At 64.0% G+C, this 22,876-nt stretch carries 24 protein-coding genes; 15 read left to right on the top strand and 9 right to left on the bottom strand.

The features are described from left to right. Positions 1–53: 53 nt before the first annotated feature. Positions 54–1,643, bottom strand: a complete 1,590-nt coding sequence (locus tag RBH26_RS12235) for a fused MFS/spermidine synthase (protein WP_306758597.1) — start codon at positions 1,641–1,643, stop codon at positions 54–56. An 83-nt stretch (positions 1,644–1,726) separates the two neighbouring features. Next, positions 1,727–1,951: a hypothetical protein gene (locus RBH26_RS12230; RefSeq protein WP_306758596.1), complete on the bottom strand. Its 225-nt coding sequence runs from the start codon at positions 1,949–1,951 to the stop codon at positions 1,727–1,729. Positions 1,952–2,039: 88 nt separating this feature from the next. Here RBH26_RS12230 and RBH26_RS12225 point away from each other — a divergent pair, with 88 nt between their 5' ends. After that, positions 2,040–2,444, top strand: a complete 405-nt coding sequence (locus RBH26_RS12225) for an SRPBCC family protein (protein WP_306758595.1) — start codon at positions 2,040–2,042, stop codon at positions 2,442–2,444. 30 nt (positions 2,445–2,474) lie between these two features. Here RBH26_RS12225 and RBH26_RS12220 read toward each other — a convergent pair whose 3' ends face one another. Next, the gene (locus RBH26_RS12220; RefSeq protein WP_306758593.1) at positions 2,475–3,722 is read right to left on the bottom strand and encodes a GTP-binding protein; all 1,248 of its coding nucleotides are present in this window, start codon (positions 3,720–3,722) and stop codon (positions 2,475–2,477) included. Between the two features lie 426 nt (positions 3,723–4,148). Here RBH26_RS12220 and RBH26_RS12215 point away from each other — a divergent pair, with 426 nt between their 5' ends. The 3 genes from RBH26_RS12215 (at position 4,149) to RBH26_RS12205 (ending at position 7,577) form a co-directional block, all read left to right on the top strand. Next, on the top strand, positions 4,149–4,445 hold the full coding sequence (locus tag RBH26_RS12215; RefSeq protein ID WP_306758591.1) for a hypothetical protein: 297 nt from the start codon (positions 4,149–4,151) through the stop codon (positions 4,443–4,445). 4 nt (positions 4,446–4,449) lie between these two features. Continuing rightward, entirely contained in the window at positions 4,450–5,406 is a 957-nt protein-coding gene (locus RBH26_RS12210; protein ID WP_306758590.1) for a TRC40/GET3/ArsA family transport-energizing ATPase, read from the top strand. Between the two features lie 296 nt (positions 5,407–5,702). Then, complete coding sequence (locus RBH26_RS12205; RefSeq protein WP_306758589.1) at positions 5,703–7,577, top strand: carbon starvation CstA family protein; 1,875 nt, start codon at positions 5,703–5,705, stop codon at positions 7,575–7,577. 158 nt (positions 7,578–7,735) lie between these two features. On the opposite strand, the gene RBH26_RS12200 is transcribed toward RBH26_RS12205, so the two are convergent. Continuing rightward, positions 7,736–8,374 (bottom strand): hypothetical protein, encoded by a 639-nt coding sequence (locus RBH26_RS12200; protein WP_306758588.1) that lies wholly within the window; start codon positions 8,372–8,374, stop codon positions 7,736–7,738. A gap of 207 nt (positions 8,375–8,581) precedes the next feature. Between RBH26_RS12200 and RBH26_RS12195 the strand changes: the two genes are divergently transcribed. The 3 genes from RBH26_RS12195 to RBH26_RS12185 all read left to right on the top strand — a co-directional run bounded on the left by RBH26_RS12195 (position 8,582) and on the right by RBH26_RS12185 (position 11,157). Further along, positions 8,582–8,806: a hypothetical protein gene (locus tag RBH26_RS12195; RefSeq protein WP_306758586.1), complete on the top strand. Its 225-nt coding sequence runs from the start codon at positions 8,582–8,584 to the stop codon at positions 8,804–8,806. 153 nt (positions 8,807–8,959) lie between these two features. Continuing rightward, positions 8,960–10,927 (top strand): sugar-transfer associated ATP-grasp domain-containing protein, encoded by a 1,968-nt coding sequence (locus RBH26_RS12190; protein WP_306758584.1) that lies wholly within the window; start codon positions 8,960–8,962, stop codon positions 10,925–10,927. Further along, on the top strand, positions 10,924–11,157 hold the full coding sequence (locus RBH26_RS12185; protein WP_306758583.1) for a hypothetical protein: 234 nt from the start codon (positions 10,924–10,926) through the stop codon (positions 11,155–11,157). The genes RBH26_RS12190 and RBH26_RS12185 overlap by 4 nt, the downstream gene beginning before the upstream one ends. A gap of 199 nt (positions 11,158–11,356) precedes the next feature. Here RBH26_RS12185 and RBH26_RS12180 read toward each other — a convergent pair whose 3' ends face one another. Then, positions 11,357–12,556: a redox-regulated ATPase YchF gene (locus RBH26_RS12180; protein WP_306758582.1), complete on the bottom strand. Its 1,200-nt coding sequence runs from the start codon at positions 12,554–12,556 to the stop codon at positions 11,357–11,359. 206 nt (positions 12,557–12,762) lie between these two features. Beyond that, positions 12,763–13,503, bottom strand: a complete 741-nt coding sequence (locus RBH26_RS12175) for a sugar phosphate isomerase/epimerase (RefSeq protein ID WP_306758581.1) — start codon at positions 13,501–13,503, stop codon at positions 12,763–12,765. A 101-nt stretch (positions 13,504–13,604) separates the two neighbouring features. On the opposite strand from RBH26_RS12175, the gene RBH26_RS12170 reads away from it, so the two are divergent. The 3 genes from RBH26_RS12170 to RBH26_RS12160 all read left to right on the top strand — a co-directional run bounded on the left by RBH26_RS12170 (position 13,605) and on the right by RBH26_RS12160 (position 15,956). After that, positions 13,605–14,471 carry a deoxyribonuclease IV gene (locus RBH26_RS12170; protein ID WP_306758580.1) on the top strand — a complete coding sequence of 289 codons (867 nt, stop codon included), beginning with the start codon at positions 13,605–13,607 and terminating at the stop codon, positions 14,469–14,471. A 222-nt stretch (positions 14,472–14,693) separates the two neighbouring features. Next, positions 14,694–15,062, top strand: coding sequence for a hypothetical protein (locus RBH26_RS12165; protein ID WP_306758579.1), 369 nt, complete (start codon positions 14,694–14,696; stop codon positions 15,060–15,062). Between the two features lie 84 nt (positions 15,063–15,146). Further along, positions 15,147–15,956, top strand: coding sequence for a methyltransferase domain-containing protein (locus RBH26_RS12160; RefSeq protein WP_306758578.1), 810 nt, complete (start codon positions 15,147–15,149; stop codon positions 15,954–15,956). 10 nt (positions 15,957–15,966) lie between these two features. On the opposite strand, the gene RBH26_RS12155 is transcribed toward RBH26_RS12160, so the two are convergent. Beyond that, positions 15,967–16,173, bottom strand: a complete 207-nt coding sequence (locus RBH26_RS12155; protein WP_306758577.1) for a hypothetical protein — start codon at positions 16,171–16,173, stop codon at positions 15,967–15,969. Between the two features lie 224 nt (positions 16,174–16,397). Between RBH26_RS12155 and RBH26_RS12150 the strand changes: the two genes are divergently transcribed. From RBH26_RS12150 to RBH26_RS12140, 3 genes are all read left to right on the top strand, one after another. Beyond that, complete coding sequence (locus tag RBH26_RS12150) at positions 16,398–17,360, top strand: ABC transporter ATP-binding protein (RefSeq protein ID WP_306758576.1); 963 nt, start codon at positions 16,398–16,400, stop codon at positions 17,358–17,360. After that, on the top strand, positions 17,353–18,147 hold the full coding sequence (locus RBH26_RS12145) for an ABC transporter permease subunit (RefSeq protein WP_306758574.1): 795 nt from the start codon (positions 17,353–17,355) through the stop codon (positions 18,145–18,147). The genes RBH26_RS12150 and RBH26_RS12145 overlap by 8 nt, the downstream gene beginning before the upstream one ends. A 243-nt stretch (positions 18,148–18,390) precedes the next feature. Then, positions 18,391–19,122 (top strand): GNAT family N-acetyltransferase, encoded by a 732-nt coding sequence (locus tag RBH26_RS12140; RefSeq protein WP_306758573.1) that lies wholly within the window; start codon positions 18,391–18,393, stop codon positions 19,120–19,122. A 4-nt stretch (positions 19,123–19,126) separates the two neighbouring features. On the opposite strand, the gene RBH26_RS12135 is transcribed toward RBH26_RS12140, so the two are convergent. Next, positions 19,127–19,792, bottom strand: coding sequence for a hypothetical protein (locus RBH26_RS12135; RefSeq protein WP_306758572.1), 666 nt, complete (start codon positions 19,790–19,792; stop codon positions 19,127–19,129). A gap of 126 nt (positions 19,793–19,918) precedes the next feature. Between RBH26_RS12135 and RBH26_RS12130 the strand changes: the two genes are divergently transcribed. Together RBH26_RS12130 and RBH26_RS12125 are read left to right on the top strand one after the other, a co-directional pair. Then, positions 19,919–20,653 carry an alpha/beta hydrolase gene (locus RBH26_RS12130; protein ID WP_306758570.1) on the top strand — a complete coding sequence of 245 codons (735 nt, stop codon included), beginning with the start codon at positions 19,919–19,921 and terminating at the stop codon, positions 20,651–20,653. Between the two features lie 94 nt (positions 20,654–20,747). Beyond that, positions 20,748–21,707: a TIGR00269 family protein gene (locus RBH26_RS12125; RefSeq protein ID WP_306758569.1), complete on the top strand. Its 960-nt coding sequence runs from the start codon at positions 20,748–20,750 to the stop codon at positions 21,705–21,707. A 252-nt stretch (positions 21,708–21,959) separates the two neighbouring features. On the opposite strand, the gene RBH26_RS12120 is transcribed toward RBH26_RS12125, so the two are convergent. After that, positions 21,960–22,736, bottom strand: coding sequence for a sugar phosphate nucleotidyltransferase (locus RBH26_RS12120; protein WP_306758568.1), 777 nt, complete (start codon positions 22,734–22,736; stop codon positions 21,960–21,962). Between the last annotated feature and the right edge of the window lie 140 nt (positions 22,737–22,876).

The following is a 22,876-nucleotide window of genomic DNA, read 5'->3' as shown; positions in this document are numbered from 1 at the left end:
CGGTGACCGCTCGATCGTATCTCACCGCCCGTCACCGGTGACGTCGTCGGCGCTTACGTCACCGGTCTCACGGCCGCAGCGGTCGGCTCGCTCGAGGTCGAGTCCCCGTCGGTCTCCTCGATGACGTATCGCTGGCCGAGCATCGGATCGAGCAGGCTGTCGACCTCGCCGCGGTCGTCACGGAGGACGGGCGCGTCGGTCTCGGGCTCGTCCATGTGGTTGTCGATGGCATCGGCGAGGTCGACACCGAGGTCGCGCTCGTCGTTTCGGTCGGCCAACTCGTCGGTCGTGAAGTCGGTTGGCTCGTTCGTCGCCACGACCTGGATGTTCTGGATCGCACTCGAGTCGGAGGTCCGGAAGCTGTACGTGTCGGGGAACGCTTCCGCCATCGTCTCGTGTTGGGCGTGGTAGAACTCGGCAGCGGAGCCGCTGGGTGCGGCGATGACGTTCGCGTGGAGGATGCCGTCGTCGGCGAGCCGGTCGCTGACGAGGTCCATAAACTCGATTGTGGTCAGATGGAAGGGGACCTGGTCCTGTTTGTAGGCGTCGAGGACGATCACGTCGTAGGTCTCGTCGGTGTTCTGGAGGAACTGGCGGCCGTCGTCTACGTGGGAGGTCAGGTTCTCGCCGTGCTCTAGGCCGAAGTAGTTCTCGGCAGCGGCGGTGACTTCGGGATCGATCTCGACGACGTCGACGTCGACATCGTAGCGTTCCTCGAAGTCCTGTGGGCCGGTGTAGCCGCCACCGCCGACGAACAATACGTTGTCGACGTCATCGGGATCGTCGGCCATGAGCATCGGCAGGTGGAAGTACTTCGTATACTCGAAGACGTGTCGGTCGGGGTCCTCGAGGTCGACCGCGCTGTGGCGGGCGCCATCCAGGTACATCGTGCGGACGTCGCCGTCGTCGACGATCTCGAGTTCCTGGTGGGCCGTCTGGGTCTGGTAGACGACGTCGCCGCGGTGGTCGAGCGCGACCGGGCCGGCGCCGGTCGCAGCGACGAGGACGACGACGACCGCGATGCTCGCGAGAGTTGGCTTCCGCGGGAGTGAAGGGGCGTTGAGCACGATCGCGGCACCGACGAGCGACAGTCCGAAGAGCACGCCGATGGCGTCGACGCTCAGTGCGGGGATGAGTGCGAACGTAGTTAGGGCCGAGCCGAGGATACTCCCGATCGTCCCCAGCGCGTAGACGTGGCCCGACGCCTCGCCGATTCCCGTCTTCTGGGAGAGTTCAGCAGCGTACGGACTGATGAAGCCGAGCAAATACGTCGGCGGTCCAAAGAGCACGATCGCGGCCGGCAAGGCGGCATAGCGTGGCGACAGGGCGAGCGTCGACGTGTAGGTGAGCAACAGGTCACTCGCGTAGATCACGACGGCGATGTAGACGGCCGTCGCGAGCATTAGCCACGACATCTCCCGGTTCGTCGCCGTACTGGCCTGTTTGCCGCCCTGCCAGTAGCCAAGACTCAACGCGGCGAGACAGACCGTGAGGATCCCACCGACGGTGTAGATGTGGCTCCCGAACTGCGGCGCGATGAGTCGGACGGCCAGAATCTCGAGGCCCATGCTGACGATCCCGGAGACGAAAACCGCGAGCTCGGGCTTCGTGGGGCGATAGGACAACGCGGTCCGCACGTCCATTAGCTGATCTGATGGGAGCCGGCCGTGAGTACTTGTCGCCTCGTCCGGATCGTTACAGCAGTCCGTATCAGCCGGGAGGACGTTTACGGCCGCGTCATCACGTGCGTGAGAACGAACACGGCGACGGCCGCGATCGCGACGGTCGTGAGACTGTACTCGATGGTACCGACGAGCGACAGCCCCCAGACGAGCATCGCGGCGAACAGCGCCGACAACACCGCGTTCATGACGATCAGCACCCGCGGGTCCCCTTTCGAGGACTCGAGGCCCTCCTGTAAGCCGCCTTGGCCGTCGTCGGGATTAGCCATGACGGAACAGGGGACGTGGCTCACTTAGCGATTTCCCTGCTCGACCGCGACACCGCCATTTATGTCGACGCCCGCGAACGTGGACGGTATGCGCGAGGTGACGGTCGATCGGGTCGTCGACGCGACGCCGGCGGAGCTCTCGGAGTGGCTCGATCCACCGACGATCGTCCGGGCCGAGGGGAGCTTCGACGTCGCGGAGGTCGACGACCGTGGCGACGCGGTCGTCGTCGTCGCCAGCGGTCCCGGAATGGCGCTTCCGCTGCGATTCGAGGACCGCGACGGGGCGATCTACTACACACAAGAGGGCGAACAGGGTCCGTTCGAGGCGATGGAGACGTGGATCGAACTCGAGGATGCCCCCGACGGAACGCGGGTGCGGCTCCGTTCGTCAGTCTCGCTGGCCGCGCCGTTGCCCTTCGGCGACCGGATCGCCGCCTGGAAACGGAACGGTGAACTGAATCGGCTGCTCGATGCCCTCGAGGACGCGTTTTGATACTGCCGGACCCATCGAGCAGTCGCCGCTTTAGTCCGGCGAACGCTTCGACGACGGTTCACGAAGCACGACAGCTTCGTCGTCCCCACTGGGAAACGGGTTCTCGAGGTCGTCTTCCCGTTCCCACTCGTCGTCGGTGACCAGACAGTCCTCGAGCGCCGACCGGAGCCGTGGTGCCTCGAGATCGGTGCCGATGAAGACGAGTTCGGTCCGCCGGTCGCCGTGTTCGTCGTGCCACTCGAGGTCGGGGCGGTTCGAACGATAGAGGTCCCGACGGACCTCGGGGAGGGCAGCGATCCACGGCCCGCTGGCGCTTGCCCGAACGGAGGGGCCGGCCTGGGCGATATCGATCTTCAGGTCGCGACCGGCGACCCAGGCGACGCCTTTCGAGCGGACGACGCCGTCGGGGAGCTCCCGCAGGAACGCGGCGAACCGCTCGGGATGGACGGGACGTCGATGGCGGACGACGATGGAGTCGACGCCGTACACCTCGTCGGGGTGACGGTGATCGTGGTCGTCGTGGTCGTGGACGTGGGCGTCGTCGCCGTTCGTACCGTCTTCCTCGAGCGCGCGCTGCCAGCCGGCCGCTTCACCCAGTCGGCCGGCATCGAACAGGTCGACACCGAGGATCCGGTCGGGATCGACCGCGCTGAACTCCGTTCGGATCGTCTCGGCGTCGGGTCGGAGCGCACGGACGAGCGCCTCGGCCTCCTCGAGTTCCGCGGGCTCACACAGGTCGGCCTTGTTGAGAAGTACGAGATTCGCGACCTCGAGTTGCTCGATCAGGAGATCAGAGAGCGGTCTGGTCTCGTCGTCCGTCCCCCGTCGTTCGGGGACGTCCGTTCCGGCGAAAGCGTCGAGAAAACGCCGCGTATCGAGGACGGTCACGAGCGCGTCGAGTTCGTAGCTCGCGGCCACGCGCGAGGACGTCGTGAACAGCCGAGCGACCGGTTCGGGTTCGGAGATGCCCGACGCTTCGACGAGCAGGTGGTCGAAGTCCCGATTGCGGGCCAGGCGAACGACTGCGGTCTCGAGGTCGTCCTGGAGTTCACAGCAGATACAGCCGTTCGAGAGCTCTGCGACGCCGCCTTCGACATCTAGATCGGAGCCCTCGGCGACGAGTTCGGCGTCGACGTTGACCGATCCCATGTCGTTGACGAGAACGGCGAGATCTCGCTCGCCGGCGTTTCCCAGGAGGTGGTTTACCAACGTCGTCTTTCCGGCTCCAAGACTCCCCGAGAGGACGGTGACGGGAATCGCGTCCGAGTCGGCATACATACGACGGCGTTGGGTCTCGAGACTCATACGGTCTGCTGTACCGATGTCCCAGCCCAGCCGGGTCGCGGCCCTGCCGGGGCTGACGAACGAGGGCCGTCTCAGGAACCATCGTCTCGCAATCACCTCTACCGACCGACACGTTCGGGGTCGATGCCATTATTACGCTCCAGTCGTGACGGTCTCTCACGGGAGCCGTCGCAGAAGACACACCACCGCTCCCGTTTTCACGACAGGTAAACGCCGAGTCGCTACTTCCGAGTGCGGTGTTCGGGGCAAGCGTCGCCCCACAGGAATCCGGGTGCAGGTCGTTGTTCACCGCCGAGACGTGTAACTGTTCGGCAGACACGTGTCTGACAGCGTCGACTCCCGGGTTCCGTCGGGCCGTCCACGACAGCTTTTTGTCCCCGGGCCCGAGCATGACCGACGATGACACTCGCCGACCGAATCGCCGCCTTTCGAGCCACACTCGAGGAGTGGCTCCGTGGGCTCTACCACGGCATGATCTCCCATCCGGCCTACGAGAAGATCGAGGCGGAAGCCGAGGATCTAGAGGACGCGTTCATGCTCGCGTGTTTCCCCGACGCGTTCGGGATTCCCAGTCCCGTCTCCTATTATACGGCCGAACTGCTGCCGTACCTCGAGGACGAGTACGAAGACTGGGAGCGACGGCTGTGGGACCGCCAGTCGGTCGTCGAACGCAAGGGCCACCAGTACCACTTCTGAGTCGATGTCTCGGTTTACCTTCTTCGGCGGCAAAGGCGGCGTCGGCAAGACCACCGTCTCGAGCGCCTACGCACTCGAGTGTATCGACGCCGACCTCGAGACGCTGCTCGTCTCGACGGACCCGGCCCACAGCACGGCCGACGTCTTCGACGAGGAGTTCGGCGACGAGCCCCGACCCGTCGAGAGATACGACGGGCTCTCGGTGATGGAGATCGATCCGGAACGGGAGGTCCAGGACCACTTCCAGGAGCTACGCAGACAGCTCGACGCACAGCTCTCGGCGACGATGGTCAACGAGGTCGAGTTGCAACTCGAGATGGCCCACCAGACCCCCGGCGCCTACGAAGCCGCACTGTTCGACCGGTTCGTCGACGTGATGGCCACCGCCGACGACTACGACCGCGTCGTCTTCGATACCTCGCCGACCGGGTCGACGCTGCGGCTGCTCGCGCTGCCGGACCTCCTCGAGCGCTGGATCGATCGACTGATGGACAAACGCAAGCGAAGTATCGATCTCTATGAAAAGGCCGCGATCGGTGACCGGGAGCCCCGTCGCGTGATGGAGGGTGATCCGATCCTCGCACGTCTCCAGGAGCGCAAGGAGCGGTTCGAGTTCGCCGGGAAGATGCTCCGCGGGAACGCCGCCTTCTATCTCGTCTTAAACCCCGACGACCTCTCGATCCAGGAGACGGCGCGGTCGCTCGAGACCCTCACTGAGGCCAACCTGCCCGTTTGCGGGCTCGTCGTCAACCGACTGACGCCGGAGCCGGAACCCCACGAGGAGGGACGGGGCGCACGCTATCTGCGCGACCGCGTCGGGACCGAACGGGACCGACTCGAGCGGATCGAACGGGAGCTCGAACCACCCGTCGTGGCGACGATCGAAACCCGCGTCGAGGAAGTCCGCGGGAATCTCCTCGAGGACGTCGCCGACGACCTCGAGATCGCAGTCAGCAGCTGATACGGACACTGTACCGCCTCCCAGCACGACTGATACCAGCAATCCGTCCGACGAGCGGGTCGTAGATCTACGCGGACGCTGGTACAGCGGTCTGCCCGACCGCGGGCGAGTCGACGAAGACGGGACTCCTCCGTATCGATACGACTGACACTATAATTTGAGGGTTGATAAGCAGAGAAATATTACACGAGCGTTCGTTTCCGACGCTATTCGTGTAAATGATCGAACCTAGTACGAATCACAATGAATTATATTTATAGTGTTGCCGTCCCACCCCTGGCTAGAGAGAGAATACCATGGCAGGTGTGATATGGATCGTGGCACTGGTGCTGGTCGCGTTTACCACCGCGTACGTCGCGTACGGGCGGTACCTCGCGCAGTTCGTCGACCTCGACAACAGTCGGGAGACGCCAGCACACAAGTACCAAGACGGTCAGGAGTACGTGCCGGCGAAGAAGCCGGTGTTACTGGGGCATCACTATTCGAGTATCGCAGGCGGCGCACCCGTCGTCGGTCCGATCACGGCTGCATTGATCTGGGGGTGGCTACCGGCTGTGCTGTGGGTGGCGATCGGAAACCCGCTTTTGGGTGCCGTCCACGACTTCATCTCGCTGTCGAGCAGCCTCCGACACGAGGGGAAGTCGATCGGGTACATCATCGGCGAATACGTCGGTGAACGCGGGAAGAACATGCTATTGTGGTTCGCGTTCCTGCTGACGATCCTCGTCGTCGCGGTGTTCGCACTGGTCATCGGGGTCGTACTGGACGCGTATCCCCAGGCAGCGACCGCGAGTCTCATCTACATCACGCTCGCGTTCATCTTCGGGGTCTGGCTCTACCAGCTCGGCCTGCCGTTCTCGGTCGGTACGGTCGTCTTCGTCGCCGGTGTCTTCGGCTCGGTCTGGGTCGGCATCCAGTACCCGCTGGCGATCGTCCCCGGCGACTACCCCGCGGGAACGACCGTCCTGTTCGATTCGACGCCCGCGTTCGTCCCGACACTGCTCGAGAGCCCCAACATCGGCGCGTGGGTGCTGGCGATGCTCGTCTACGGTGCGGCCGCGAGCGTCCTGCCGGTGTGGATGCTGTTGCAGCCGCGTGACTACCTCTCGTCGTTCCTCCTCTATGCGGGGGTCGGCGGGTCGCTGCTCGCGGTCATCGTCGGGACGTTCATCACGGGAACGGGTGCCGACGCGGTCCATCCCGACACCGGTGCCCAGCTGAATCTCGACATCGTGACCGGCGCGTGGTACGGTTTCCTCGGCCAGAACGGCCCCCTCGCCGTAGAGGGGCTCATCCCGCTGATGCCGCTGTTCCCGCTGCTGTTCCTGACTATCGCCTGTGGGACCATCAGCGGCTTCCACTCGCTGGTCTCCTCGGGAACGACCGCGAAACAGCTCGACAAGGAGACCGACGCCAAACTGATCGGCTACGGCGGCATGCTCGCCGAGGGCCTGCTCGCTGCGGTCGCACTCTGTGCGGTGGCGATCGTCGCGATTCCGGCCGCTGATGGCGGGATCGGGCTGGCGCTGCCGAACTTCGCGACTGGCGGTGGTGCGATCCTCACCGCCCTCGGTATTCCGTTCGAGTACGCCGCGCCCTTTATGGCGCTCGTGCTCGCGAGCTTCCTGCTAACGAGTATGGACACGGCGGTTCGACTCGGTCGGTACATGCTAGAGGAGATCGTCGGCACGCCGGAGACGCAAGTCGAGTCGTACGCGGCAAACCGTTACGTCAACACGACGGTCATCGCGATCGTCGCCTTCGCGCTACTGGGTAGTGGCCGCTGGGAGGACCTCTGGACGCTGTTTGGCGGCGCCAACCAGTTGCTGGCGTCGCTGGCGCTGCTGACCGGCACTATCTGGCTGGCCAACTGGAGTCCATCCAAGCAGCTGATCTCCACCGGCGGTCCGATGGCACTGATGGGATTCATCACGGTCATCGGTCTCAGTTGGGTCGGGCTCTATCAGATCCTGGCCGGTCGACTACTCGGTATCACCGCCGAAGCCGAGACAGGGCTGATCGGGCAGGTCTCGGCGGTCGCACAGCTCGTGATCATCGGGGTGCTCCTCTATCTCGCGCTGTCGCTGTTCAAGATCGGGTACGACAACATGTCGTCGGCTCGTGAGACCGACGACGGCGTCGCAGCCGACGTGAGTACCGACGACGACTGATCGCGATCTCCGATTTCACGTTTTCGCGGCTCTACGACTGTTGTAACGATTTTCCGGCACAACCGTAGTCGGGTCGCGGCTGGGCCGGCTGAGTAAAGCAGATCGTATCGAGGACGACCGACGACTCGAGAAAACCACGCGAAACGGAGCCGCTATCGTTACAGCTGTAGTCGGCGCGAGATCAATCCGAGCAGTCCGGGCTCCTCGTGTTCGATCGGCTCCCAGAGCCGGAACGCGGTCGCGACGTCGGCGTTCTCGCTTGCGACCAGGTGCTCGTCGTCGGGCGAGACGACGACCAGGTTAATCTCGTAGTGGCCGTGATACCCCCACTTCAGCAGCCGTCGCCCATCGAACGCTTCGACGCGCTCGCAGACGTCGTCGGGAATCGAGGGTGCGATCAGGACGAACGTAAACTCCGTCGAGAAGTGTTCTTCGTCGGCGTCGATCCAGTCGCTCGACAGTCGGTGCCCGAGATCGACGACCCGATCGAGCGTTCGGTCGTCGACGCGGTCGACACGACGGACGAACAGGTGTTCGGTCGACTCGTGTTCGGCAATCGACAACGCAGGATGAAGGAAGTGTTTCTTGCTTACCAGTTCCATCTCGCCGTACAGCGTAAACTGCTCACCATCGACGGCGACGTCCTTCTCGAGGTCGTAGTTGTGCAACAGTCGGTCGCTCACTCGATCGACGTACTCGTCGTCCCAGTCGGGAATGTTCTCGAGTTCGTTGTCCGTCGACTCGAGCGAATCGGTCGGCGTCTCACCATCGTCGGGATCACGCGTGCGCTCACTCATGGTGGTCACCGTCTCGTCCGTTGCTCGGGACGTCCCGGCCGAGCGGTCGCAACTCGGCGGCGGACTCGTTCATGCGTAGGGATGGCACGACGTGCTCAAAAGTCCGTCGGCACTGTAGTCGGCACCGGCGTCGGCTGAACAGATCGCAGCGCCGCTCGAGGGCCGATCCGCGATAGCACTATGATGTGCGAGTTCCTACCACCCACTATGGCGAAAGACCGTGAAGCCTGTGGTCGTTGTTCGCTGTCCGTTGTGGTCGACACTGCAAACGGCGATCGAGACGCCGACGAACGAGCAACGCGGGATCCCTACGGCGAGGACAGTATCGAGGTCGACGAAACCGAACTGAAGCGGCTCTCTCCGGACGGCTGGCTTTCGCGGGTCGCCGATCGACTCGACACGGTCGCCACGCACCTGGTCTGGAATAGATGACGTCAACCGAAATATAATTACGACTCTCGAAATCGTTTATCCTCCCGTTCGATCGCTACTTGCACGCGCGACAACGGTTGCCGATTCGTTGTGCTGGCCGTTACGTGTCGCCTTATCCCGTCGATAGCAATGAACCGGTCGGTCGACTAACCGATGATGTCTCTCCAAAACGGAGCCGTCGGGTCGGCTACGGAGCGGTTCGGACGGATCCAGTCCGTACTCGCGTCCGTATTCGCGAAGTATGCCCCTCTCGTGGGGCTACTCGCGGTCGTTGCCGTCCTCGGCGTCGAGTTTAGGTATCGGCTCGATTTCGCTCAACAGCCACTCGAGCCCTATCGGGTCTTCTTCGAACTGCTCATTGCCGGGCTGGTCGTCGCGGTCCTGCGAAGCAAGGTCGGACTCGTCACGTACGGGATGTTCGGTCCGATCATCATCTCGTTTATTCTGGTCGAAAGCGGCATTTTCTGGGGTCTCGTGTTGTTCACCAACGTCTTCTTGATCGCGCTCGCGACGTATCTCGTGATCGAACCGTTCCGCCTCGGGACCGCCCATCGGATCGGTGCGCTCGTCATGGTCGTCTCGATCGGGATCACGTCGTTTCACGTCATGAGCGACACCGGGGTCCTGCCGGCACAGGTCGACGCGCTGCAGGTGTTCTTCCCGGCGATCGTCACCGCGTGGTACGCAGACCGGTTCGCTCGTGAACTCTCCGAGCGCGACTGGCGTGCACCCGCGATCCGGTTCTCGTGGACGGTCGTCGCCATCGTCATCGCAGCGGCGATCATCGGTAACGAAGCGCTCATCACCTGGTTCATGGAGACGCCGGAGACGTGGGCACTCGTGCTCGCGGCGAACGTCTACTTCGGTACCCGGTCGAACATGCGGGTCAAAGAGTATCTCCGGTTTTCGAACGTCTACCGCGGCTCACGGCTCAGCGCCGCTGGAAGCACGATCCGTGCGGGACTCCACAACGCGTGGGCCCGTCTCAACCAGTTGGTCGGTCGTGACGTCTCCCGCGTCGAGCCGACGACCGTCATGTCGATGCAGCGTCGAAATCGCTTAATCAAGGAGTACAACCCGCCACACCTGTATCCGGAGATCGACAAGGCGTCGATGAAGCGAACGTTCCACGGCACCGGCGTCTCGACGCCGGAGACGTACGCGCTCGTCGGCTCGCTGGACGAACTTGAGACGGCACAGTCGATCATCGACGGTCGCGACGAGTTCGTCATCAAACCCGACAGCGGCTACGGCGGTGAGGGGATCGTCGTCGTCACCGGACGAAACGAGGACGGAACGTTCGAGACGTCGACGGGTGACAAAACGCCCGACGAACTGCTCGGACACGTCCGCTCGATCGTCGAAGGACAGTACGACCCGATGGGCCTCGAGGGCGTCGCGGTGATCGAGGGGCTCATCCACCCCGACGACCACCTGCTCTCGATCGCCGGTCAGGGTGTCCCCGACATTCGGGTGATCGTCTTCAAAGGGTTCCCGATCATGGCGATGACGCGGCTCCCGACCGAGGAGTCCGACGGGGCGGCGAACCTCCACATGGGCGCGGTCGGCGTCGGCCTCGACGTCGCCAACGGACAGGCACAGGGCGGCTACCAGAGTACGAACAAGTGGTTCGACGAACATCCCGACACCGGCGTCGACCTCGAGGCGTTTGCGATCCCCGGCTGGGCCGAGATCCTGTCGACGGCGGTCAAGGCCGCCGAAGTCTCCCGACTCGGTTACACCGGTGTCGACATCGTCGTCGACGAGGACGAGGGCCCGATGGTTCTCGAGATCAACGCCCGCCCCGGTCTCGGGATCCAGAACTCGACGTTCGACGGACTGCTCGAGCGAACGACGTTCATCGAGTCGCTTCCCGACTCGTTCGATCTGAAGCCGCCGGCCGAGAAGATCGAACTCGCCAGACAGTGGGACGCCGCCGGCTGGGACGAGGACGCGACCGAACTCGCCGAACAGTGGGAGACACCCGAGTGGGAACGATCTCGAGACGACGTCGAACTCGCCATGCGTGAGGACGGCGTCAGCGAGGCTCGAACCGACGAAAGCGACGGACGCAGTGCCGACGATGCTGGCAGCGCCACGACGGGGGTGAGCGACCGATGAAACGGCCGCTCGGATCGGTAATCATGCTCGCGCTCCTGCTCCCGGGTGTCTGGCTGGCGGACGGGCAGACGCTCACGATCCCGGTTCCCACCGAGTTGCCGATCGAAACGGCAGGGGCGATCGACGTCGGCGTTCCCGAGTTACTGTTCGCCGGGATCCCGACCCTGTTCGTCTGTGCCATGTTCCTCGAGGCGCTCGGACACGTCCGCGAACGGCAGCCGCCGAGCTAGTACCGTTCCACCCGTCGACTGCTGGGTCGAATCGGACGACACCGCAGGATTCGACCCAGCAGTGCAGGCGTGGACCGCCACTAGTCGGTTTCCGACGATCAAGTTCGCACTCGAGTGGGATCGGCTCCCGATACGATTGCGGCACCGATTTTCCGGTAAGTCAGCACGCAGCCGGTTGCGTCGAGAGTCGGCTACGGTATCAGTTCGTCGTGATAATCTCGATCACGTCTCGCGGTTCGACTTCGTAGTCGGCTCCGAGCTGGCGGTTCGTCCGACAGTCGATCGCGTGGAGGAAGCCGTCGCCGATGTCGGAGTGGAGACTGTACGCGAAGTCCTCGGCGGTCGACCCCGGCGGGATCAGATAGCAGTCGGGCAACACCTCGCCGCGTTCGTTACCCAGGCCGTTCGCGCCGCCGGGGAACACCGGCGTCACGCCCAGCACGTCGAACAGCGCGGTCTCGAGGGCCGCCTGGACGCCCGTCGCGCCGTACTCGTCGAGGAAGTCCCGGATCTGCTCTAAGCCCTCCTCCTGCTCGCCGGAGACGTCGCCGACGATCTCGAAGTCAGCGTCGCCGGGCTGGTAGTCGACGACGCCGGCCTTGTCAGCCGATTTCAGGGCCTTCTCGGCGTGGGCGCTACAGGGGACGATCGTCAGGTGCTCGTAGTCGGGATCCGACGTGATCTCCTCGTAGTTGGCCTGGGCCTCGGGGGTGTCCATCTTGTTGGCCGCGATCACCATCGGCTTGGTCTCTTTGCGGATCTCACGGGCGAGTTCGAGTTTGTCCGCCTCGTCCCACTCGTCGGGATCGAAGCCGACGTCGACCCGCCGAATTAGACGCTTGATCTCGTCTTCGTTGGTCTTGAAGGCGCTCATCTGCTCGGCGAGTTCCTCCTCGATGGCGTCGTCTTCGGTCGTATAGCCCGACTCGTAGCGCTCGATTCCCTTCTCTAAGACGTCGAGATACCACTGGTCGAGTTCCTCCTCTAGGAACGCGATGTCTTCACGGGGATCGTGATCCTCGGTGGCTTCGCCCTCGAGGTCCGTCGTCCCCGAAAAGTCGACGACATGGACGAGCACGTCGGTTTCGTTCAGGTCGGTCAGGAACTGGTTGCCAAGCCCTGCACCCTCGTGGGCGCCGGGAATTAGCCCGGCGACGTCGACGAGTTTCGTCGGGACGAACCGCGTGCCGTGATCGCAGTAGCCGACGTTTGGCGTACACTCCTCGTCGAATTCGGGAGCCGCACAGTCGACACGGACGTAGGCTTCGCCCACGCTGGGGTCGATCGTCGTAAACGGGTAGGCCCCTTCGGGAACGTCGTTCATCGTCGCCGCGTTGAAAAAAGAGGACTTGCCGACCGAGGGTTTGCCGACGAGTCCGATCCGGTAACTCGTACTCATTGTCCGTCCCAGGCGTGGGGGAAGTAAACGGGTTTCCTTCCACCACCGCACTGTTATGAGTAAACGTACCACGGTGGCGTCGGCTGGTGGACCGTTTCATACTGTCAGACAGCAGTCAGTGACCCGTCGGTCGCGGATTCGCGGCCGTCACCGTCGGCAACGGCCCAGTCGTGCGACCGACCGGTGAATCGTGCTCTCCGACAGTATCAGCAGAGTGCATCGAGTCGTTCGGTCCCGCGAACGAGCGATTCGCGGGGGTCAGCCGGGTCGTCGTGTTCGTACACGACCCACTCGACGTCGGCCCGCCGTGTCGCCTCGAGTGCGCGCTCGAGATCGAGATCCCCGTCGCCGAGTTCGACGCAGGTCCCCGTCTCGACGTCGACGTCGGCGACGTGAGCGTGGCTGATGCGGTCGGCGTACGCGTCGACGACTGCGACAGGATCAGCCCCGGCCGCTCGAGCCCAACCGAGGTCGACCTCGAGGCCGACGTCGGCCGTCCGCGCGAGCAGTTCGTCCAGCCCGGTCCCGTCGCCGAGGGAGACGAACTCCTGGTCGTGGTTGTGGTACTGAAGCTCGAACCCGTCCGCGGCGAGGTCGGCCGCGACGGTCTCGAGTCGAGCGGCCGCGTCCGCTACCGTTGCCTTCGATTCGAATCGGTCGGGCTCGAGCCACGGGACGACGAGCGTCTCGCAGCCGAGTCGCGCGTAGCGGCTCGTCACCTCGTCGAAATCGTCTTTCAGCGCCGGCAACTCGACGTGGGCCGCGACGGGAACGAGATCGTTCCGCTCGAGTGCGTCGGCGACCGCCTCGAGGTCGGTGTCGTCGGCGCGGATGCGAGTGGCGAACTCGACGCCGTCGACTGGGGTCTCGCCTACCAGATCGAGAACGTCGGGGAGCGACGCGTCGATACCGCGCAGCGAGTACAACTGGACCGCCGTGTTGACCATACGCCGACCACGGACATCGCGATGAAAAAGGTCGCGACGCGATCGACTCGTCGACTCCCGAAATCAGTATCCCTATCACCGACCGGTACTGACAGGCGTCCATGAAGGTCGGCGCACACGTATCCATCTCCGGCTCGCGCGTCTCCTCCGACGACGAAACGCCTCCGTACGACGACATTCGCAACGCGGTCCACCGCCAGCTCGCCTTCGGCGGCAACTGCGGCCAGATCTTTACCACGTCACCACAGGTCTGGGCCCAACCCGAGATCAGCGACGAGGCCGCCGCGGGCTTTCGCGAGGAGTCCGACGAGAACCTCGAGGGGCCGTGGGTGATCCACTCCTCGTACCTGGTCAACCTCTGTACGCCGAAAGCGGACCTGCGCCGCAAGTCCAAAGAGAGCATGCAGGCGGAACTCGACGCCGCCGACAAGCTCGGTATCCCCTACGTCAACGTCCACCTCGGTGCCCACACTGGGGCCGGCGTCGAGGGCGGACTCGACAACGCCGCGAGCGTCATCGACGAGCTCGAGGTTCCCAACGGCGTCCAGATTCTCATCGAGTCCGACGCGGGCAGCGGTACCAAACTCGGCGGCAAGTTCGACCACCTCGCTGGCATCATCGACCGAACCGAGACCGACATCGGGATCTGTATCGACACCGCCCACACGCTGGTCGCCGGCAACGACCTGACGACCCCCGAGGCAGTCGACGAAACCGTCGGGCGGTTCGACGACGTCGTCGGCCTCGAGTACCTCGAGTACATCCACCTGAACGACTCGAAACACGACGTCGGCACCAACAAGGACGAACACGCCCACATCGGCGAGGGCTACATCGGCGAGGAAGGCATGAAGGCGATCGTCAATCATCCCGACCTGCGGGACCTGCCCTTTGCCCTCGAGACGCCGACCGAGGACGGGCGCGGCTTTGCCTGGAACATCCAGAAGGTGACGGAACTGCGGGAGTAGCGGTCTCGCGTCGATAAACGAGGAGCTGTACCACTCTCTCGTTGTACTGTTGCTGTCGTACACGGCAACCGGCAACCCTTGGCCTCGTGTTGACGGGCGAACTCCGCGAGGCTGCCACGGCGCTTGGAGTGTGAATGGTTGTCTAACTCGAGGCGCTCTTACTGATCCGGACGGTCAACCGAACTAGAAACTCCTATTCCATCGGGCTCGTGACTGACGAGTATGGCTACCGCTCGACCGACTCCCGCGCTCGGTATTGCGCTCGGTGCCGCCCTCGTCGTTATCGGCATCGGTGCGTACGTTCTCTCAGAGTTCGCCAGTATCACGGCGCTCATTCCGGCCATCTTCGGCGTCGTCATCGCCGGTCTCGGCGTCGCAGCCCGACAAACCCGACGAGAAAAACTCGCCATCCTCGGTATCGGCGTCCTCTCCCTGCTCGGCGTTCTCGGATCCGCCCGCGGCATTCCGGACGTGATCGCGTTGCTCACCGGTGGCGCCGTCGACTCGACCGTCGCCGCCGTCGCACAGGGATCGATGATTCTGATCGGTCTCGTCCTGTTCGTCGCCGCCGGTCGTGACCTACTCGGGTGACGACCGGAAACTGATTCGGACCGCTGTCGGCCAGCGCCGTCGGAAACCGACTCGTTTTTACTCGAATCGGCCCAACGTCGGGCCGTGCGCGAGTTCTCCGAGGACTACCTGCGTCGGACCCGCGAGGGGATGTGGGACGATTCCCGCGACGCCCTCGAGCCACTCGACCTCCAGTCCCACGACCGGATTCTCGACGTCGGCTGTGGCACCGGCGAGTTGAGCCGCGTCCTCCGGGAGGAAGCCGGTGACGACGCGACGGTCGTCGGCTGTGACGCCGACACGGACTTACTCGCGATCGCGGGGAGCCACGCCGATCCCGTGCCGGTCGTCGCCGGTGACGCCCTCCAGCTACCGTTTCCCGACGACAGCTTCGATCTCGTCGTCTGCCAGGCGCTGTTGATCAATCTCCCCGATCCCGCGGCCGCCGTCGCGGAGTTCGCTCGCGTCTCGAGCGACCTCGTCGCGGCCGTCGAACCGAACAACGCCGCCGTCGAGATCGACTCGAGCGTCGACAGCGAGGGGCGTCTCGAGCGACGGGCCCGCGAGGCCTATCTCGAGGGCATCCCGACGGACGTCGCACTCGGCGCCGACGCTCGCGAGGCGTTCGGTACGGCTGGCCTCGACGTCCTCGAGACCCGTCAGTACGACCACGTCCGGACGGTCGAACCGCCCTACAGCGAGACGGCGCTGCTCGCAGCCCGCCGCAAGGCGACCGGTGCAGGGCTGGCCGACGACCGCGAGACCATGCTCTCGGGAACGCTGACCGAGGCGGAGTACGACGACCTCCGGAGTGCCTGGCGAGAGATGGGTCGGGACGTGATCGAACAGATGGAGGCCCGGGAGTACCGCCGCGAGGAGTCCGTTCCGTTTTTCGTTACTGTCGGGCGCGTCTGAGGTTGACGGATCACTCGTCGGAGTCGTCGCGGTCGGTCCGCTGACCGAGCAACGAGACGACGATCCCGCCGAATCCGATCGTGACGATGAGCAGCCCGGTGATGACGTCGACGATGGCCAGCAAGGCGAGGACCGAGCCCGTCATGACGAGAGCGACGTTGGCGAGCAACGCGGCACGAGGCGAGCGAAGCCAGTCGACGACCGACGAGACGTTCATATCCGGGTTAAGTGACCGCGACCAGTATACGGTTTCCTGTCCGTCATCGCCGTCGCACCCGCGACCCGAGGGCGGTCGCGCCGGGACATCGGTACAGCAATCCGTATATAGCCGTTGCCTTCGCGCTCGCGGGATGACTCGAAAGCGATATCGGCGACCGAAAGACTCGGTTTCGACGAGAATTGTCGATTGGTTACATACGAGCGGCCGTCAAACGCCGTGTCATGGCAGCGATCGAACTCGAGGGGTTGACGAAGGATTACGGGGACGTGCTGGCCAACGACGACGTGTCGTTTACCGTCGAGCGCGGCGAGATTTTCGGGTATCTCGGCCCGAACGGAGCCGGGAAGACGACGACGATCCGCATGCTGCTTGGATTCATTTCGCCGACGGCCGGCGGTGGGCGCGTGTTGGGCCAAGATATCACCGACGAGCGAGAACTCATCGAGGCCAAACGACGGATCGGCTATCTCCCAGACGATCCACAGTTCGACGAGTCGGCGACCGGTCGAGAGATCCTCGAGTTACACGCCGCCATCAAAGGCGACGAGCGAAGCGACGAACTGCTCGAGCTGTTCGATCCACCGTTGGACCGGACGGTCCGAGAGTACTCCCACGGGAACGTCCGGAAACTCGGGCTCGTGACGACGTTCATGCACGATCCGGAACTGGTGATCTTAGACGAACCCACCGGTGGACTCGATCCGTTGATGAAACAGCGGTTCGCCGAGTTCGTCAGGAGCGAGCGCGATCGCGGGCTGACGCTTTTTTTCTCCTCGCACATCCTCGGCGAAGTGCGGCGCCTCTGTGATCGCGTCGGGATCATCCGGTCGGGGAAACTCGTCACCGTCGAGCCGATCGACGCACTGCTCGACCGCAGCGGGAAAGTCGTCCGCGTCGTCGCGGCCGAGCCCGTCCCGTCCTCGATCTTCGAACGGAACCTCGAGGGCGTCCACGACCTCGAGGTCGGCGGTGCCGACGGCACTGTCGTGGCGACTGCCGAGGGCGCCAGGGCGGACGGCGACGCCCCTGGCAGCGCGTACCGTGAGTATACGTTCACATTCACCGGGACCGTCGACGATCTGCTCGCGGTCCTCGAGGAGTACGAACTGATCGATCTCACGATCGAGGAGGCGCCCCTCGAGTCGGTTTTCCTGCGGTTTTACGGGAGTGAGAAGGATGCTTGAGATTTTCCAGTACGAGAGTCGGAATCGTGTCCGCGGGAGTGTCTATCTCTCGATTGCGATGTCGCTGCTTGCGGCCCTCGTCATCTGGATCTATCCCTCCTTCAGCGAGTCGTTCGACGACGTCGACGAGCAACTCCTGCAGGCGTATCCCGAGGAAGTCATCCGGCTGTTCGACGTACAGACGATGGCCACCCTCGAGGGGTTTCTCGCGTTCGAACTCTACGTCTTCGGCTGGGTGATCCTGCTTGGCCTCTACGTCGCGTACCTCGGAGGCGGCGTGATCGCCGACGACGTCGAGCGCGGCCGGATGGACATCCTGCTGTCGCTGCCGATCTCGCGGGCCCGAACCGTCGCGGAGAAGTACGCCTCGCTTGCCGTCCCGATCGTCGTCGTCAACGTCGTCACGCCGATCGTCGTCTACGTCTCGGCGGAACTGGTCGGCGAACCCATCTCGGCGACCGACCTCGTGGCCGTCCACGCGCTCTCGATCCCCTACCTGTTCGTCTGTGCGGGGATCGGGCTGGTCGCCTCCGTCGTCGTCGATCGGACCGGCATCGCCCAACGGATCGCCCTCGGAATCACGTTCGGCCTGTTCATGCTCGAGTCGCTACTCGAGGGCACTGACTACGAAGCGGTCGGTGTGATCTCTCCGACACGCTATTTCGATCCGAACGAGATTCTCCTCGAGAGCACGTACGACCTCATCGGCGCAGCCGTCTTGATCGGGATGACACTCGTACTCGTCGTCGCGAGTCAGCTCTGGTTCACACGCCGGGATATCAGCTAGCAGCGCCGGGTTTCCACCCACTTCGGTACGCACTGGCCGTCTCGTCGCGCGGCTCCCCGGTGGATCTCTCGAGCCGACGTCCATCGCCGAGTCCATCACGGCTGCCAGCCCGCGGAGCCACGCGATCGGACGGATACGATCTCCCGTAACGATCCGCGTCCTATCATCTGTTCTGTCGTCGTATTGTGTGTAGTGTTAACAGCTAGCAACCACTAAATACGTTCCCGGTGAACCATCACCGTGATGCAAGCCATCGAACAGCCACAATTCGAGACGGCGGATGGAGAAGCGATCTACGAGTACGTCGAACGAAACGGCGCGGTCGCGGCCGAGGAACTCGAGTCGACCCTTTCGATCGAGCCAAACAGGCTGCGGGAGACGATTGCGGACTTACGGAGCGACGGCTATCTCGAGGAAGAGGGCGGGCTGTTGCGAATCGCGATCGACGTCGGCACCGAACACGAGTATACTGTCGACGACCTGACGTATACGATTCGGCCGGCAAAACAGCGCGATCTCAAGGGGATCGTCAGCGTGATGCGAGAGGTGGCCGAGGAAAACGACTATCTCGTCGCGGAGACCGTCGTCGACTTGCTCGACCACGAAGAGGTCGTCTTCCGGCACAACGACCTCGAGTCACGGATCTTCTTCGTCGCGACCGTCGACGACGAAGTCATCGGTTGGGCCCACTTACACTCGCCGAACTACGAGAAACTATCCCACACTGCCGAGCTCACGATGGGCGTCCTCGAGGCGTATCGCGGTCACAGTATCGGGAGTCATCTCATGCAACGCGGGCTCAAGTGGGCGAGCGAGAACGGCTTCGAAAAGGTCTATCAGAGCCTCCCAGCGACGAACCAGGACGCCGTTCGTTTCCTCGAGGACCACCGTTGGGAGACCGAGGCGATCCGCAAGGCCCACTACAAGATCGACGATCAGTACGTCGCCGAGCAGATGATGGGCGTCATGCTCTAATACACTAGACGACGTCCCCGCGAACTGTCACGCCCTCCTGTTTCTCACGCCAGGCGTGAAGTTCCCGTGCTGCAGTTTCGGCGTCGGTCTCGTCCATCCCGAGCATCTCGAGGGCGCTCGACAGCGTCGGCAGGGCCAGTTCGCTCTCCCGAAGCTTCCGGAACGCCTCGTCGCTTCTGGTGCCGTCGGCCCACAGACAGACGCCGCGAGGGTCGAGCAACTGCGTGTAGTCCTCGCGCAGTTGTGCGCCGCGCAGGCGCTGGGTGACGTTGTCCTCGAAAGAGGCGTTACAGACCTCGAGGTGGATCGGTTCGTCGTCGCCGAGCAGCTGGGCGGCGAGACACTTCTCGGGGGCGGCGTGGCCGTTGGCGTTCGTCCGGAGATACTCGGCGTAGTCGGCGGCCCAGTCGGCCCGGACGGACTTGCCGATCCCCTCGACGTCGTACTCCGCGGCGATCGCCTCGGCGTCTGTCGACCTGTCGTCGCTGTCATCACGCATCAGGATGTCCTTCGTGAGGTAGACGTCCAGTCGCTCGACGGGATCGAGTCCGAGCGCGACGTCGCCGAAGGCCCAGATCTCCCGGACGGGAACGGGCATCCGCTCGTTCTCGACCGTGTCGACGAGTTCCTCGAGGCGGTCGACCGCGTCGTGGCGGTCAAATCCACTCATGACGCGGACGTGGGGGCTCGAGTCGCAAAACGGTTTCTTCGAGCTTCCGCTTAGACTGCCGTCGACCGGTTCCGATCACGTGTCAAGAGAGCACCTTTTTTATCGACTCCCGGAGAACGGACTCCTATGAGACACCGCGTCTTCAACGAGGACGGCGAGGAGGAACTCGTCTTCGTCATGGGCTGGGGGAACCGCTGGACCCACGAGAACGTCAGTTGGCTCATCGGTACGCTGACCGAAGCCGACTACCGGGTCCACGCGTTCGAACTCCCCACGAACATCGACGACTTCAAAGCCGACTGGCTCGAGCCGATCGCCGAGTACGTCGTCGAACTCGACGAGTACCAGCTGCTGGGCCACAGCGCGGGCGCACTGGTTGGCCAGGCCCTCGATGGCGCGGACAACCACGTCTACCTGAGTCCGTGGTGGGGCTACGGCGAGGCCTTCGTCGATCCCCTGCTCGAGGCCGTCTCGAAGCTCCCGACGACGTTCCCCTGCGTGCCGGTCCGAGAGATCGACCGCGAGGCGCTGGGCGAGCGGGCAACCGACCACCAGATCGCGACGACGCCTGACTGGGTCTCGCCGGCGTTTATCCGGGAGACCCGCCACGCACAGGAGAACCTGCTAACGATCGACCACGACGCGGTCGTCTTCTGCTCGCTGCGCGACCCCATCGCCAGTATGCAGGCGATCGGCCAACGCGTCCCCGCCGAACACGTGGTGCTGTACGACGGTGGGCACGAACTGTTCTCCGCGGCGGGCCGCGAGCGCTACGTCGACACCCTGCTTTCCGCCCTCGAGGACGGTGCCGACGCCGTCGAAGCGGACGAATCCGACGAGGAAGCGACGGTCCCGGCCTGATACGGACACGGATCGGACGAGAGCACGCGTCGAGAGACGACTCGCGGTTCGGGAGACGAAACGGACATACGCCTCGGCCGGCTACGTGCCGCCGATGGACTGCAACCGGTGTGACGAAGAGGCGGTCATGCACGCCGCCTACTCCGGCTCTCATCTCTGTGCGGATCACTTCCGCGAGTCGGTCGAAAAGCGGGTTCGCCGCCGGGTCCGACGGGACGACCTGGTTCCACAGGACGCGACACCAGAGGATCCCGAAACGTGGGTGATCGGCCTCTCGGGTGGCAAAGACAGCGTCGTCCTCACGAAGATCCTCCACGACACCTTCGCCGAGGACCCACGTATCGAACTCGTCGGACTGACGATCCACGAAGGGATCGAGGGCTATCGCGACAAGTCGGTCGAGGCCTGCGTCGACCTCGCGTCCGACCTCGACATCCGCCACGAACTCGTCAGCTACGAAGACGAGTTCGGGATTCGAATGGACGACGTCGTCGAGGACGATCCCGAGAACATGGCCGCCTGTGCCTACTGTGGGGTCTTCCGGCGGGACCTGCTCGAGAAGTACGCCGAGGAACTCGAGGCCGATCTTCTGCTGACGGGCCACAACTTAGACGACGAGGCCCAGACCGCGCTGATGAACTTCCTCGAGGGCGACGTCTCCCAGATCGCGAAACACTTCGACGCCAGTCTCGGCCCCCTCTCGGAGCGCGAGGACCAGGAGGAGTTCGTCCCGCGCGCGAAGCCGTTGCGAGACGTTCCCGAGAAGGAAATCGCCCTCTACGCCCACATCAACGACCTCCCGGCCCACATCACCGAGTGTCCCCACGCCAGCGAGGCCTACCGCGGCGAAATTCAGCAGTTGCTGTACGAGCTCGAGGAGAACCATCCCGGAACCCGTCACTCGATCCTCTCGGGGTACGAAGAGCTCGCGGGCATCGCCGCTGAGGAGTTCAGCGACGAAGGCGGTGCCGACTTACAGGAGTGCAAGGAGTGTGGCTCGACGACCACGCGAGAGATCTGTCGGAAGTGCTCGCTGCTCGAGTCGCTCGCTTGATCACGCTACTGTCCAACAGTATGACTGCTGTCCGACAGGAGCCGGCTCGCGGTTGCAGTTGTAACTCGTTCGTTTTTGTCTGCTACATGTAGTGGCCGTCCCACTCTTTGCGACCGACAGTCGCGAGTGCGCGAGAGAAAACCTCACTTTCTTTCATACGATCTGCTGTACCGATGTACCGCCGATCGCCAGGACGAGGTCGGCGATCGGCAGTCAGTGACGACAGGAGACCGTGTCAGGCCGGCGAGAATATTAGCGACGGTCGCTCCGGTTCTCGAAATAGCTGCGCGCCCGCTCGAGATCCGCGGGCGTGTTGACGTTCAGATGCCAGCCGTCGAGTTCGACGCCGACGTACCGACGTCCGTCCGCGAGCATCGATTCGAGGGCGTCGGTCAGTTCGTACTCGCCGGTGGCCCCACGGTCGACCGTCCGACACGCATCGTACAACGCGGGGGCGTCGTGTGTCTGGACACCGGCAACGATGGAGCCCGATACAGCGTCGGTCGTCGACTCGAGGGCGCGGATGGTCCCGTCGTCGGCGAGGGTACAGCGGGCCGTCGCCTCGGCCTCGTTTCTCGTAACGCGGTCGAGTAAGACGGTCCCGTCGACACCGGACTCGCGATGGCGGTCGACCAGCCTCGAGAGGTCGCAGGCGGGGCCGAAGGCGTTGTCACCGTTGACGGTAAGGACGTCGTCGGGGACGGCGCCGTCGGTAGCAACTGCGGACGGCTCGGTCACGCCGTAGCCGTCCTCGAACGCCGTCCGGACGGCGTGGGCGAGGCCCAGCCGGTCTTCCTGTACCGCGTACCTGACCGGGACGCCGTCGAACGTGGTCCCGATCGCCTCCCGAATTCGATCGGCTCGGTAGCCGACGACGAGTACGATGGTCTCGATATCGGCGTCGACGACCGTCCGAAGCGTTCGCTCGAGCAGCGGTTCGCCCCCAACCTCGAGAAGTGGCTTCGGCGTCGTGTCCGTATGCGGCCGTAAACGACTGCCGCGACCAGCGGCGAAAACGAGTGCGTGCATGCGTCTCTGTTGGGTGGACGTCCTGGAGCCGACTGTTGGTACTGTCGATCTCGAGTCGTCGAAAAACGAGCACGGTGGCTCGTGTCGCCGACGGCACGCGGGTGGTGTGGTGTGTCATGTGGTGGTGCGTGCCAGCCGAC

The sequence above is a fragment of the Natronolimnohabitans sp. A-GB9 genome (genome assembly GCF_030848565.1).
Lineage (GTDB): Archaea > Halobacteriota > Halobacteria > Halobacteriales > Natrialbaceae > Natronolimnohabitans.
The sequence above is the reverse complement of the archived record's forward strand: the minus strand, read 5'-3'. Positions and strand labels throughout refer to the sequence as shown.

Coding starts and splice junctions, on each gene's coding strand:
- RBH26_RS12235 (WP_306758597.1), bottom strand. CDS start 1,643: ATGGACGTGCGGACCGCGTTGTCCTATCGCCCCACGAAGCCCGAGCTC.
- RBH26_RS12230 (WP_306758596.1), bottom strand. CDS start 1,951: ATGGCTAATCCCGACGACGGCCAAGGCGGCTTACAGGAGGGCCTCGAG.
- RBH26_RS12225 (WP_306758595.1), top strand. CDS start 2,040: ATGCGCGAGGTGACGGTCGATCGGGTCGTCGACGCGACGCCGGCGGAG.
- RBH26_RS12220 (WP_306758593.1), bottom strand. CDS start 3,722: ATGTATGCCGACTCGGACGCGATTCCCGTCACCGTCCTCTCGGGGAGT.
- RBH26_RS12215 (WP_306758591.1), top strand. CDS start 4,149: ATGACACTCGCCGACCGAATCGCCGCCTTTCGAGCCACACTCGAGGAG.
- RBH26_RS12210 (WP_306758590.1), top strand. CDS start 4,450: ATGTCTCGGTTTACCTTCTTCGGCGGCAAAGGCGGCGTCGGCAAGACC.
- RBH26_RS12205 (WP_306758589.1), top strand. CDS start 5,703: ATGGCAGGTGTGATATGGATCGTGGCACTGGTGCTGGTCGCGTTTACC.
- RBH26_RS12200 (WP_306758588.1), bottom strand. CDS start 8,374: ATGAGTGAGCGCACGCGTGATCCCGACGATGGTGAGACGCCGACCGAT.
- RBH26_RS12195 (WP_306758586.1), top strand. CDS start 8,582: ATGGCGAAAGACCGTGAAGCCTGTGGTCGTTGTTCGCTGTCCGTTGTG.
- RBH26_RS12190 (WP_306758584.1), top strand. CDS start 8,960: ATGATGTCTCTCCAAAACGGAGCCGTCGGGTCGGCTACGGAGCGGTTC.
- RBH26_RS12185 (WP_306758583.1), top strand. CDS start 10,924: ATGAAACGGCCGCTCGGATCGGTAATCATGCTCGCGCTCCTGCTCCCG.
- RBH26_RS12180 (WP_306758582.1), bottom strand. CDS start 12,556: ATGAGTACGAGTTACCGGATCGGACTCGTCGGCAAACCCTCGGTCGGC.
- RBH26_RS12175 (WP_306758581.1), bottom strand. CDS start 13,503: ATGGTCAACACGGCGGTCCAGTTGTACTCGCTGCGCGGTATCGACGCG.
- RBH26_RS12170 (WP_306758580.1), top strand. CDS start 13,605: ATGAAGGTCGGCGCACACGTATCCATCTCCGGCTCGCGCGTCTCCTCC.
- RBH26_RS12165 (WP_306758579.1), top strand. CDS start 14,694: ATGGCTACCGCTCGACCGACTCCCGCGCTCGGTATTGCGCTCGGTGCC.
- RBH26_RS12155 (WP_306758577.1), bottom strand. CDS start 16,173: ATGAACGTCTCGTCGGTCGTCGACTGGCTTCGCTCGCCTCGTGCCGCG.
- RBH26_RS12150 (WP_306758576.1), top strand. CDS start 16,398: ATGGCAGCGATCGAACTCGAGGGGTTGACGAAGGATTACGGGGACGTG.
- RBH26_RS12145 (WP_306758574.1), top strand. CDS start 17,353: ATGCTTGAGATTTTCCAGTACGAGAGTCGGAATCGTGTCCGCGGGAGT.
- RBH26_RS12140 (WP_306758573.1), top strand. CDS start 18,391: ATGCAAGCCATCGAACAGCCACAATTCGAGACGGCGGATGGAGAAGCG.
- RBH26_RS12135 (WP_306758572.1), bottom strand. CDS start 19,792: ATGAGTGGATTTGACCGCCACGACGCGGTCGACCGCCTCGAGGAACTC.
- RBH26_RS12130 (WP_306758570.1), top strand. CDS start 19,919: ATGAGACACCGCGTCTTCAACGAGGACGGCGAGGAGGAACTCGTCTTC.
- RBH26_RS12125 (WP_306758569.1), top strand. CDS start 20,748: ATGGACTGCAACCGGTGTGACGAAGAGGCGGTCATGCACGCCGCCTAC.
- RBH26_RS12120 (WP_306758568.1), bottom strand. CDS start 22,736: ATGCACGCACTCGTTTTCGCCGCTGGTCGCGGCAGTCGTTTACGGCCG.